This window comes from Bhargavaea massiliensis (assembly GCF_018390575.1).
GTDB lineage: Bacteria > Bacillota > Bacilli > Bacillales_A > Planococcaceae > Bhargavaea > Bhargavaea massiliensis.
This window is the reverse complement of the sequence record NZ_JAHBCJ010000009.1, coordinates 17,037-28,972: the sequence shown is the minus strand read 5'-3', so window position 1 is coordinate 28,972 and position 11,936 is coordinate 17,037. Positions and strand designations below refer to the sequence as shown.

The following is an 11,936-nucleotide window of genomic DNA, read 5'->3' as shown; positions in this document are numbered from 1 at the left end:
TGCGGCGCGGGTCCTGACCCGCAAAGCAGGCCGGCTTATGACCCCGAGGGTCTGGCCCGTGGAGCTGGACAATAGAAAAGCGGAGCGGGCGTGTTCAGACCCGACAAGCATAAGACGGAGCGCGGCGCGGGTCCTGACCCGCAAAGCAGGCCGGCTTATGACCCCGAGGGTCTGGCCAAGTAGAAAAGCGGAGGGCGGCTGGTCAGCGGGACGTGAAAGATCAATAAAGGACCGTGAGAGATCAATAAGTGACCGCGAAAGATCAATAAGGCTCCACGAAAGATCAGCAAGCGGCCGCCCCTACGGCGGCTGACTTTTAAACGAACCCATCCGAAAGGGGATAGTACGATGACCGTTGTAAAAACGGAAGCTCAGTCGCTCGTTGAAAAAGACCGGCAAAATGTCTGGCATCACATTTCTCCATACGTGGAGAAAAGCCCGCCGATGATCTGGGCAAAAGGGGAAGGCGCCTGGGTGACGGACCATGAAGGGAACCGCTATCTGGACGGCATGTCCGGACTGTGGTGTGTCAACGTCGGCTACGGCCGAGAGGAACTGGCCAAAGCGGCCTATGATCAGATGAAGGAACTGTGCTACGTTCCGATGACGCAAAGTCATGAGCCGGCGATCGAGCTTGCGGCGAAGCTGAACGAGTGGCTCGAGGACGATTACATGATCTTCTATTCCAACAGCGGATCTGATGCGAACGAAGTCGCGTTCAAGATCGCCCGCCAGTACCACCAGCAAAAGGGTGAAGCTTCCCGCTACAAGTTCATCAGCCGCTACCGTGCCTATCACGGCAGTTCGATGGGCGCGCTCGCCGCTACCGGCCAGTCGCTCCGCAAGTACAAGTACGAACCGCTCGCACCAGGCTTCCTGCATGTGGCGCCACCGGACAACTACCGCCGTCCGGAAGGCATGAGCGTCGAGGATTACAACATCATGCGGGCGGAAGAGCTCGAGCAGAAGATGATCTGGGAGCAGAAGGAAACGGTTGCCGGGATCATCATGGAGCCGCTTATTACGGGCGGCGGCATCCTCATCCCGCATCCGGTCTATCTTGAGAAGGTACAGGAAATCTGCAACAAGCACGGCGTTCTGCTCATCATCGATGAAGTCATCTGCGGCTTCGGCCGCACGGGCAAGAAGTTCGGCCACCAGAACTTTGGCGTAAAGCCGGACATCGTGACCATGGCAAAAGGGCTCACAAGCGCTTACCTCCCGCTGTCTGTCACCGCAGTTCGGAAGGACATCTATGAGACGTTCAAGGACAGCGCGGATAACAGCCACTTCCGCCACGTGAACACATTCGGCGGCAACCCGGCGGCATGTGCGGTGGCTCTGAAGAACCTCGAGATCATCGAGCGGGAGGGACTCGTTGAGCGGGCGGACCGCCATGGCGAGCGTCTCCGCGCAGAACTGGCGCATCTTGAGGAGCACCCGCATGTAGGTGAAGTCCGGGGAATCGGCTTCCTGCTTGGCGTCGAACTGGTAGAAGATAAAAAGACACGAGAACCGGCAAGTGCCGCGCGCATCGGCAAGATTATCGCCGGCTGCAAGGCGAACGGCCTGATCGTAGGCAAAAACGGAGACACGGTAGCAGGGTATAACAATATCCTGACCTTGTCCCCGCCGCTTTCCTGCACGGACCAGGATGTCGATTTTATTATTTCTGTGATCAGGAAGGTTTTTGAAGAAAACCGTTGAAATAGATAAGTTGGGGACCTAGAATCCGGGAGGCGACTGCCTCCCTTTAACGTGGAGGGGAATGGAAATGAGAATCGGAGTACCTAAAGAGATTAAGAACAACGAAAACCGCGTTGCGATGACACCTGCAGGCGTGGCGACACTGGCCACTGCAGGCCACGATGTGATCATCGAGAAGGGGGCGGGCCTCGGTTCCGGCTTCAAGGATGAGGAATATAAGGCAGAAGGCGCGGTCATCGCGGAGACAGCTGCCGAAGCATGGGCAGCAGACATGGTCATGAAGGTCAAGGAGCCTCTCCCGGAAGAGTACGGCTATTTCAGGGAGGACCTGATTTTGTTCACATATCTGCACCTGGCTGCAGAGCCGGAGCTTGCGGAAGCGCTGGTCGAGAAGAAAGTGACAGCAATCGCCTATGAAACCGTCCAGCTGCCGAACCGTTCGCTTCCGCTCCTTTCGCCGATGAGCGAAGTAGCGGGCCGCATGGCAACACAGATCGGCGCCCAGTTCCTTGAGCGCATCCACGGCGGCAAGGGCATTCTTCTGTCCGGCGTACCGGGCGTCCAGCGAGGAAAAGTCACCGTTATCGGCGGCGGGATGGCCGGCGCGAACGCAGCGCGTGTCGCGATCGGAATGGGCGCACAGGTCACGGTCATCGACTTGAGCCCGGAACGTCTCCGACAGCTGGACGACCAGTTCGGAAATGACATTCAGACGCTTATGTCGAACCCGTTCAACATCGCGGAAGCAGTGAAGGACGCAGACCTCGTCGTCGGGGCTGTACTGATTCCGGGTGCCAAAGCGCCAAAGCTCGTAACAGAAGAGATGGTCAAGTCCATGCAGCCGGGCTCCGTGCTTGTCGACATCGCGATCGACCAGGGTGGCATCTTCGAAACATCCGACCGCATCACGACACATGACGATCCGATCTACGAAAAGCACGGCGTCGTCCATTACGCTGTAGCCAATATGCCGGGTGCAGTGCCGCGCACATCCACGATGGCGCTCACGAACGTGACGGTTCCGTATGCACTCCAGATCGCGAACAAAGGCTGGAAGCAGGCGGCACTCGACAACGAGCCGCTCCGCAAAGGCTTCAACACCTATGCGGGCCGTGTGACTTACAAGTCAGTCGCGGAAGATCTCGGCTACAACCATGCCGACCTTCTCGACCTGGTCGAGCCGGTCGCGCAGCATAACTGAGTATGAAGAAGGGGGACCTGTCCAGACAGGTCCCCCTTCTTTATGAGCGCTAATATTAGTGGAGCTAGGCAGCCTTCTTCCTTCCGAATACCGAGGACACCCGGTTTTCCTCGCCGGCCCGCATCCTGCGGAAGTTCTCGACATGCTTCCAGACCGCCATCGCAAATAATCCGATTGCAATCAGGTCAGGTCCGATACCCGGGGCCAAGAAAACAGCTGTCACGGTAAACGTGACATACAGCATGAGGACACCGAACACGAGAAAGTCGGTCACGAGCGAGACGAGAATGAGAAGAGCGAGTCCCACAAGGCCGATCTTCCAGTCGAAGCCCAGGAGCACGCCAATCACCGTTGCCGTGCCCTTGCCGCCATTAAAGCGCATATGAAACGGGAAGTTATGCCCGAGGATGGTCAGCGCGGACATCGAGAAGACAAGGAGGGCTCCCGCTTCCGGTCCGAGCCCGATTGCCTGGGAAATCCATCTGGCAAGGAGCACGGCCGCGACCCCTTTACCGATGTCGATGGCGGCAACGAGCGCGCCGAATTTCTTGCCGAGCACGATGGCGGCATTTGATGCACCGGCATTTTTCACGCCGGTTTCTTTCAGGTTTACGCCGGACAGCCATCCGGCGACGGTCGATCCGTGGATGTTGCCGATCAGGTAACCGGCCGTCACGGCGATCATGATCCATATCCAGCCCAGCTGCTCGGGCATGTCGTCAGCCTCCTATGATTGTTCTTTTTCCTTATATTAAGCTTCATTCAGCCTAATATAAGGGGTGTTAACCGTCACCCGCACTGCATGATCATCTGTGTCCGGTCAAAGCGCTTCCCGGCAAGATCCTTTTTCCGGATGCAGAAGTACAGCATGCCAAGGTCGCCCCAGACAACATCAAGATCTTCGTCACTGTCCATCTGGAAAAGAAGGACGTAGTCATCCGCTGCTTTTGCAGCTTCATCCCAGTCTTCTATTCCGTCACAGTAGTGGGCGATTTCCGGGAACACCGGGTTCTGGACGGCGAACGGATGGCCAAGCACCCGGTGATGCGGAGCGCCTTCTTCCAGCAGTCCGAAGATAGCGTCTCCGGTGTCGTCGTCGAAATCCATCCCGATCACGGCGTCTGTGTCCAGCATTTCCTGCTCGAGGAACGCTGCAGCGAACTCCGGCAGCATCGCTTCTTCAGGAACTTCACGCCTTTCAAGTTCAGCCGGACTTTCAAAGTACAGCACTTTCCAGCCGTTCCGGTCTTCCGGCTCTCCGCCCCACGGCTGTTCTTCCGTGTCATAGAAAAATGACAGGGCACCGGAACCAGGAAGCGGATGGGCAGTGCCGGCAAGCGCTGCATCCGACAGATTAAGCTGGGCGATCAGCGTAAGCGGCTTGCCGTCCTTGGACGGGATCTCCACATCAGGCGGAAGGTCCGGCGCACCTCCGAACTTCGATGCGCCGGGAGCCAGCGTCCCGGCGGCGTCTTCTTTATTCAGTCGGAAGCCCGGCTTCGTCAGTTCGGAAAATGGCGCAATGTATTCGGCCAGTCCATTTGCTACCAGCTTTTCTTTCCAGGTTTTCATAGAATCCCTCCCAGGAACGGCAGTCTTCTATAATTTAACGGATGAGCCTCGTAAACGTTTCATGTTTTTTCTGAAAAATACACTTGACTTTACCCGCAGCACAGTCCTATACTGTTTACCAGATGGAAAACAAAATCAGAATACTCTTATCAAGAGCGGCGGAGGGAATAGGCCCTGCGAAGCCCGGCAACCGGCAGACCCTGTCTGCAAAGGTGCTAATTCCTACAGATTCGGGAGCGGATCTGACAGATAAGGGGAGGCATGCGGCGTGTTCGCATCGGCCCTCTTCCTATCAGTGAAGAGGGTTTTTCATTTTTCCGAAAAGGTAAACCTCCTCTCCTATCGCGTTTCCATCGAAACCATACCTTAGGAGGCAATCAATATGACAAACTCATTCAAACCAGAAACGATTCTCGTGCACGGAGGCCAGGAGCCGGACCCGGCAACAGGCGCCATCGCCGTACCGGTCTACCGTACGACAGCTTATGCATTCCGTGATACAGAGCACGCCCAGAACCTGTTCGCCCTGAAAGAGCCGGGCAACATCTACTCCCGAATCATGAATCCGACGGTTGACGCGTTCGAGAAGCGGATTGCGGAACTGGAAGGCGGCACCGCTGCAGTCGCGCTGTCTTCGGGCATGGCGGCCATCGCATTCTCGATCCTGAACGTCGCCCAGGCAGGAGATGAAATCGTCTCTGCTGCAAACCTGTACGGGGGCACGTACAACCTGTTCGCGGTCACACTCCCGCGCTATGGCATCAACGTGAAGTTCGTGGATTCGACGGATCCGGAAAACTTCCGCGAGGCGATCACCGACAAGACAAAAGCGATCTTCGGCGAAATCATCGGCAACCCGAGTCTGAATGTCCTCGATGTGGAGGCAGTCGCTAACATTGCACACGAGAACGGCCTGCCGCTCATCATCGACTCCACGTTTGCGTCGCCATACGGCTCAAACCCGATCGAGCACGGGGCGGACGTCGTCGTCCACTCCGCGACGAAATGGATTGGCGGACACGGCCGCGGTGTCGGCGGCGTAGCGGTAGACGCAGGCAAGTTCGACTGGACGCAAGGACGCTTCCCTGGATACACGGAGCCGGATGTGACCTACCATGGCCTCCGTTACGGCATCGACACGCCGAATGCGGCATTCGCGACACGCCTGCGCGTTCAGCTGCTCCGCGACTTCGGCCCGACGCTCAGCCCGGACAATGCGTTCCTGTTCCTCCAGGGGCTTGAGACGCTTCACCTCCGCATCCAGCGCCACAACGAAAACGCACTGAAGGTCGCTCAGTGGCTAAAAGATCACCCATCCGTCGAGTGGGTGCAGTACAACGGCCTCGAAGAGCACCCGTCGTATGAACTCTCGAAAAAGTACCTGAAAAACGGTGCCGGCTCGGTCCTCATTTTCGGTATTAAGGGCGGACGCGAAGCGGGCCGCAAGCTGATCGACAACGTCAAGCTGTTCTCGCATGTTGCGAACGTCGGCGATGCCCGCTCGCTCATCATCCACCCGGCTTCCACGACGCACCAGCAGCTGTCCGCGGAAGACCTGAAAAAGACGGGCACAACCGAAGAACTTGTCCGCCTTTCCATCGGCCTGGAGAATGTCGAAGACATCATCGCCGACCTGAAACAGGCGATCGAGGCCGCAGCACCGGTAAACGCTTGAATGTTTGAATAATTTTAAACTTTTCCCGCCCCGGGGGTTTCCTTGCGGGGCGGAACTTGTTATATTGGAAGGAATCTTTGTGTCGGAGGTGTTTCGCCCATGGCTCCAGTAAAAGCGGCCATCCTTGGATTCGGTACGGTCGGCCAAGGCATTTATACAATCGTGAATGAACGGAAACAACAACTTGAGAAAACGATCGGTACCCCGATCGAAATTGCTGCGATCCTCGTCCGCGACTTGGATAAAACCCGCCCCGAGACACCGGGTGTCCTCATTACCGACCGGTTTGAGGACATCCTCGCCATTCCGGATCTGAAGGTCGTTTTCGAGGCGATCGTCGGCGAAGAGCCGGCGCGCACTTATCTGGAGCAGGCGATTGCGGCCGGCTGCCATGTCGTTACGGCGAACAAGGTCATGTACGCCAAAGCCGCCCCGGCGCTTGAGCGGCAAGCCGGGGAACAGGGAACCGGTGTCGGCTACGAGGCGACCGTCGCAGGCGGCGTCCCCGTAATCAAGACCATCGGCAACCTGAACCTGTCCAACGAAGTGACCGGCATCCAGGGAATCCTGAACGGCACATCGAACTTTATCCTGACGAAAATGCGCAAAGAATCGTGCACATTCGAGGATGCATTAAAGGAAGCTCAGGAACTCGGCTATGCCGAGGCAGACCCGACCAATGACGTGTCCGGGTTTGACGCCTTCTGCAAACTGATGATCCTGAGCGGCCTGTCGTTCGGTGAACAGCCGAACTGGGAAGACGTTCCGATGGATGGCATCGATTTGCTCTCGCTCGAAGAGGTGCTTGATGCCGACCGACAGGGCCTCCGCTACCGCCACATCGCGGATGTCCGCCGCGGGGTGGACGGATCCATCCAGGCGTCCGTCGGCCCGGTGCTGATCGGCCCGGACCATCCGCTCTACGGCATCGACGGCGTCGACAATGCGGTTGCCATCGAAACCGCCTACGCCGGGACGCTCACCGTCATCGGCCCGGGCGCCGGCATGCTGCCGACTGCGAGTGTCATGGTCGAGGACGCGGCGGTGCTGCTCCGCGAACATGCCACCTTTCGCGAACTCGTGACGCGATCATAAATAAAAGCGATGCCCGCAATCAGCTGCGGCGGCATCGCTTTTTGTTTCGAGCTTTGCATGAGCGCGCTCATACTCCGGACAGATTCAATGAAAAACAAAAGCCGGCACCCAAAATAAATTCGGGTGCCGGCTTTCTTTATTTATCCTCATTCCGGAAACAGATCGGACGACAGATAACGCTCTCCCGTATCAGGCGCGAGGCACAGCACGTTGGCGTCCTTCGGCAGTGTCTTGGCGATCTGGACGGCGAAGTGGGCAGATGCCGCCGCAGATGCACCGACAAAGATGCCTTCTTCTGAAGCAAGCCGGCGCGCCATCACCTGGGCGTCGTCATCCTCGATCAGGAAAATTTCATCATAGATCTCCCGGTTAAGGATGGACGGGACGAATCCGGGACCGGTGCCCGGAATTTTGTGCGGGCCGGGTTCTCCGCCGGACAGGACGGGTGACCCTTTCGGTTCAACGACATAGATTTTAAGTTCCGGGATCCGCTTTTTCAGCTCTTCTCCGGTTCCGGTCACGGTGCCGCCGGTCCCTGCCGTCAGCACGAACGCATCCAGCTTGCCGTCGAAGGCATCCAGAATTTCGACGGCGGTCGTGCCGCGGTGGGCGTCTGCGTTCGCCGGGTTCTCGAACTGCATCGGGATGAATGCATCCGGGATATCCGCCGCCAGTTCTTCTGCCTTGGCGATTGCACCGTTCATCCGCTCTGCGGCAGGAGTCGAATACACTTCGGCACCGTATGCTTTCAGGATCTTCACCCGTTCCGCAGTCGCATTGTCCGGCATCGTCATGATGCACCGGTAGCCTTTTGCCGCGCATACCATGGCGAGGCCGATTCCCGTATTGCCGGATGTCGGCTCGATGACCGTGCTTTTGCCGGGGATCAGTTTGCCTTCCGCTTCAGCGCGTTCGATCATATTGAGTGCGGCCCGGTCTTTTACGCTGCCCCCCGGATTGAAGGATTCCAGCTTGATATATACATTCGCGCCCTCCGGATCCGGAATTTTATTGAGCCGGACGGCGGGGGTGTTTCCGATCAGATCCAGAATGGACTGTACTATTTTCATGGCAGATTCCGCCTTTCTCACATACGATGGGGTTAATTCCTATTTACAAAGTATAGATTAAAAAAATATCTCCAGCAACAATCCGCTTTCCAAGTTACATCCATTGACATATCGGCTTTTTGAGGTATGATTATGCTTAAATCTTAGTAAATCCATATGGATTATTAATATAGACTAGAAGGAAGTGCAATGATGTTCCTTAAAATAGATGGAGTCCAAAAAAGCTTCGGGAAGGACGGCCGACGCGAGCAGGTGCTTAAGGATATCAGCATCGATGTCCGGGAAGGCGAATTCGTTTCGCTGCTCGGGCCTTCCGGCTGCGGCAAGTCGACGCTGCTGAACATCGTCGCCGGGCTGAACCGACCGGATACCGGCATCCTGCAACTGGACGGCCGCGATATCGTGAAGCCGGGCAAGGAGCGGGGGATGGTGTTCCAGCAGGCGGCGCTGTTTCCTTGGCTGACCGTCGAGGAAAACGTCATGTTCCCGCTGAAGGGGATGCCGAAAGAGAAGGCGAGGGAAATCGCCAAGAAATACCTCCGGCTCGTGCAGCTGAGCCAGTATGCCGGGCACCATCCGCATGAGCTGTCGGGCGGCATGCAGCAGCGTGTGTCGATCGCGCGTGCGCTTGCGATGGATCCGGCGGTGCTGCTCATGGATGAACCATTCGGCGCACTGGATGAGCAGACCCGTATGCGCCTCCAGGGCGTGCTCGAAGAAATCTGGATCGAGACAAAAAAGACGATCATTTTCGTTACGCACAGCATCCAGGAAGCGGTTCGGCTGTCCGACCGCATCATCGTCATGGGAACCCATCCAGGCCGCATCCTGAAAGACATTGAAGTTTCACTCGGCCGTCCGAGAGAAGGCCAACTGAAAGAAATGGCGGCCTATGAGGAATCGATCCTCGAGATGCTAAAGACGGAAAACGACAAAGTGGAAGAAGAGGAACGAAGCCATGCGGTTGGTTATTAAGCGACTCGTATTCTTCGCCTCTCTGTTTCTAGTATGGGAGCTCGCGGTGCGGCTGTTCCAGGTTCCGGCGGTCCTCCTGCCGGCGCCGACCGATGTGTTCCGCGCACTTGGTGAAATGGTTGCCGACGGCACGCTGTTCCGTGACCTCGGAGCCAGCTTTATGCGGCTCCTCGTCGGCCTGGCGATCGCCCTCCTGATCGGGCTCCTGCTCGGCATTTTGCTCGCAAAATCCAAGACGGCCGATGAAACGCTCGGTTCGCTCATCCTAGCCTTGCAGAGTATCCCGAGCATCGTCTGGCTGCCGCTTGCCATCATGTGGTTCGGCCTGAACGAAAAGTCGGTCATCTTCATTATTGTGCTGGGTGCGGCAATCGTTATGACGATCAATGTGCGCACCGGCATCCAGAACGTCTCGCCAATCTATGTGAAGGCCGCGCAGACGATGGGCGCATCAGGCCCGGATCTGTTTTTCCGGGTCATGCTGCCGGCATCGGTGCCGTATTTCGTCACCGGCACGCGGCTTGCCTGGGCATTCGGCTGGCGCGCCCTTATGGCCGGGGAGCTTCTCAGCACCGGCCCGGGGCTCGGCTATACGCTGAAATACGCATCCGACTTCGGCCGGATGGATATGGTGCTCGGCATCATGATCGTCATCGGCATCATCGGGGTCACAGTCGACCTGCTCCTGTTCCAGCGCTTTGAACAGCAGGTGCGGGTGAAATGGGGACTTGAACCGTCTTCATGACGGAGTTTACAGTTGTGCATTTTCAGTATTAATGAATAACCGGGCTCGGACCCGGAAAGGGGATGTTGGATTTGAAGAAATGGTGGCTTGGAGCACTCATGCTCGGCATCATCACGCTGCTCGCAGCATGCGGGGGCGGAGATTCGGAAAACGCAGGCGGCGGGGACAAGGAAAAGATGGTCATCGGCTACTTCCCGAATATTGACCACGCACCGGCGATGGTGGCCAGGGAAAATGGCTATTACGAAGAAAAACTCGGCGACGATGTCGAACTGAAGTACATCACGTTCCCTGACGGCGGCACATTCATGGCCGCACTCAAGTCGGGTGAGATCGATGCGGGACTCGTCGGACCGGGTCCTGTCCTGAACAACTTCTCGAACGGAGCGGACGTGAAAGTCCTTGCAGGCGCTTCTTCCGGCGGAACGGTCGTGGTCGCGAGCGAGAAAAGCGGCGTCGAATCGGTCGAAGACATGGCAGGCAAAACGTTTATCACGCCCGGCATCGGGTGCACGCATGATGTCCAGTTTGAAACGTACCTCCAGCAGCTCGGCAATGACGAGCTCGCTTCATCCCGGATCGGCGGATCGCTCAACCATGTAACGGGCAACCCGGCATCCTACCAGGCGATGTTCGAATCCGGCAAGGTTGACCTTGCAGCGGTTCCGGAACCATGGGCTTCGATCCTTGTCGACAACGGCGCGAAAGTCATCATCAGCACGGAAGAGATCGCCTACGGTGAAAGCCTTCCGAACACGGTCCTCGTTGCGAACAACAAGCTGACAGAGGAAAAGCCGGAACTCGCGGCGAAACTGCTTGAAGCACACAACGAATCGGTTGCGTTCATCAACGACAACCCTGAAAAGGCTCAGAAGATCGCAATCGACTCCATCAAGGACCTGACAAACCAGGAGATGGACGCGAAGATCGTCGAGCAGGCAATGAGCCGCGTCACGTACACAACAGAAGTCAATGAAGCGGTCCTCAAGGAATTTGGAAACTCTTCTTATGAACTCGAGTTCCTGAAGGAAGCCCCTGAATTCGACGGCCTTGTGGCAGATAAGGAATAACAAAAAGCGATGCCCTCCGCGGCATCGCTTTTTCACGCGGTCACTGAAATCAGTCCTGTTTGTCCGTCGGCATCACGATGGCTGCAATGAGGTAAATCAGCCAGGTGATCCCGGATGTGAAAAAACCGGACAGGACGGTCACGATTCGGAGGATGCTTACGTCGATACCGAACCGTTCACTGAGTCCGCCAAGTACGCCAGACAGCTGCTTTTCCCGTGTGGATCGGTAGTATTTTCTCATCAGATCACTCCTTCTCCTTAATATACGGATGAGTCTGCGGACAGTTCCAAAAAATATAAGCCCCGGCAGGCCGCCGGGGCTTTAAATAAATCAGTCTTCAATCAGTCTGCTGAAGTCGATCCGTTTATTCAACGCATTCATGATCGGCACGCCGACAAGCATGACGACAAATTCGCTGATGGCGAGAGTGGCGTAGGTGAACCAGAACGGAAATCCGAGTGCCAGGTTCAGCGAGATCGCGATGATGAACATCGTGAACGTGAACACGAGTGTGTTCGCGACCATTCCTTTCACGCGCCCTTTTACAAATCTGCAAAGGAAGATTGTGATCGTCAGCGAGATCAGGGAATGCGCCACGCCGAATGTCAGGTCATACCAGCCGAGCGTCGACAGCAGCAGGTTCGAAATGAACACGCCGAGGACGATGCCGACCAGGTACTTTTTGTTGAACACAACAAGATGATTGAACATCTCGGATACACGGAACTGGATATTCGTAAAGCCGAACGGCGCAATCAGCGCGGTGACGGCAAGATAGAGTGCGGCAATGACGGCATTGACGGCCATCGTTTTAACGTTCATTTG

The 11,936-nt window shown here is 56.7% G+C and carries 12 protein-coding genes and 1 riboswitch; of the genes, 7 read left to right on the top strand and 5 right to left on the bottom strand.

Annotated elements, in window-relative coordinates; all coding sequences use genetic code 11:
• Nucleotides 1–348: 348 nt before the first annotated feature.
• Both KHA84_RS13145 and ald read left to right on the top strand, forming a co-directional pair.
• Entirely contained in the window at nucleotides 349–1,707 is a 1,359-nt protein-coding gene (locus KHA84_RS13145) for an aspartate aminotransferase family protein (protein WP_213423976.1), read from the top strand.
• 67 nt (nucleotides 1,708–1,774) lie between these two features.
• On the top strand, nucleotides 1,775–2,908 hold the full coding sequence (gene ald / locus KHA84_RS13140; protein ID WP_213423975.1) for an alanine dehydrogenase: 1,134 nt from the start codon (nucleotides 1,775–1,777) through the stop codon (nucleotides 2,906–2,908).
• Between the two features lie 64 nt (nucleotides 2,909–2,972).
• Here ald and KHA84_RS13135 read toward each other — a convergent pair whose 3' ends face one another.
• Entirely contained in the window at nucleotides 2,973–3,623 is a 651-nt protein-coding gene (locus KHA84_RS13135; protein WP_213423974.1) for a glycerol-3-phosphate acyltransferase, read from the bottom strand.
• A gap of 74 nt (nucleotides 3,624–3,697) precedes the next feature.
• Nucleotides 3,698–4,480 carry a YwqG family protein gene (locus tag KHA84_RS13130; protein WP_213423973.1) on the bottom strand — a complete coding sequence of 261 codons (783 nt, stop codon included), beginning with the start codon at nucleotides 4,478–4,480 and terminating at the stop codon, nucleotides 3,698–3,700.
• 143 nt (nucleotides 4,481–4,623) lie between these two features.
• Nucleotides 4,624–4,736, top strand: a riboswitch (SAM riboswitch).
• A gap of 126 nt (nucleotides 4,737–4,862) precedes the next feature.
• Between KHA84_RS13130 and KHA84_RS13125 the strand changes: the two genes are divergently transcribed.
• Both KHA84_RS13125 and KHA84_RS13120 read left to right on the top strand, forming a co-directional pair.
• Complete coding sequence (locus KHA84_RS13125; protein ID WP_213423972.1) at nucleotides 4,863–6,155, top strand: O-acetylhomoserine aminocarboxypropyltransferase/cysteine synthase family protein; 1,293 nt, start codon at nucleotides 4,863–4,865, stop codon at nucleotides 6,153–6,155.
• Between the two features lie 99 nt (nucleotides 6,156–6,254).
• Nucleotides 6,255–7,250 carry a homoserine dehydrogenase gene (locus tag KHA84_RS13120; protein WP_213423971.1) on the top strand — a complete coding sequence of 332 codons (996 nt, stop codon included), beginning with the start codon at nucleotides 6,255–6,257 and terminating at the stop codon, nucleotides 7,248–7,250.
• Between the two features lie 146 nt (nucleotides 7,251–7,396).
• On the opposite strand, the gene cysK is transcribed toward KHA84_RS13120, so the two are convergent.
• Nucleotides 7,397–8,320 carry a cysteine synthase A gene (gene cysK, locus KHA84_RS13115; protein WP_213423970.1) on the bottom strand — a complete coding sequence of 308 codons (924 nt, stop codon included), beginning with the start codon at nucleotides 8,318–8,320 and terminating at the stop codon, nucleotides 7,397–7,399.
• 192 nt (nucleotides 8,321–8,512) lie between these two features.
• Between cysK and KHA84_RS13110 the strand changes: the two genes are divergently transcribed.
• The 3 genes from KHA84_RS13110 to KHA84_RS13100 all read left to right on the top strand — a co-directional run bounded on the left by KHA84_RS13110 (nucleotide 8,513) and on the right by KHA84_RS13100 (nucleotide 11,110).
• Entirely contained in the window at nucleotides 8,513–9,295 is a 783-nt protein-coding gene (locus KHA84_RS13110; protein WP_213424040.1) for an ABC transporter ATP-binding protein, read from the top strand.
• On the top strand, nucleotides 9,279–10,040 hold the full coding sequence (locus tag KHA84_RS13105; RefSeq protein ID WP_213423969.1) for an ABC transporter permease: 762 nt from the start codon (nucleotides 9,279–9,281) through the stop codon (nucleotides 10,038–10,040). Before KHA84_RS13110 ends, KHA84_RS13105 begins: the two co-directional genes overlap by 17 nt.
• Before the next feature lie 62 nt (nucleotides 10,041–10,102).
• Nucleotides 10,103–11,110, top strand: coding sequence for an ABC transporter substrate-binding protein (locus KHA84_RS13100; RefSeq protein WP_213423968.1), 1,008 nt, complete (start codon nucleotides 10,103–10,105; stop codon nucleotides 11,108–11,110).
• Nucleotides 11,111–11,159: 49 nt separating this feature from the next.
• Here the strand turns inward: KHA84_RS13100 and KHA84_RS13095 are convergent, their stop codons facing one another.
• Together KHA84_RS13095 and KHA84_RS13090 are read right to left on the bottom strand one after the other, a co-directional pair.
• Nucleotides 11,160–11,351, bottom strand: a complete 192-nt coding sequence (locus KHA84_RS13095; protein ID WP_008299330.1) for a PspC domain-containing protein — start codon at nucleotides 11,349–11,351, stop codon at nucleotides 11,160–11,162.
• Between the two features lie 90 nt (nucleotides 11,352–11,441).
• Nucleotides 11,442–11,933 carry a QueT transporter family protein gene (locus KHA84_RS13090; RefSeq protein ID WP_213423967.1) on the bottom strand — a complete coding sequence of 164 codons (492 nt, stop codon included), beginning with the start codon at nucleotides 11,931–11,933 and terminating at the stop codon, nucleotides 11,442–11,444.
• Between the last annotated feature and the right edge of the window lie 3 nt (nucleotides 11,934–11,936).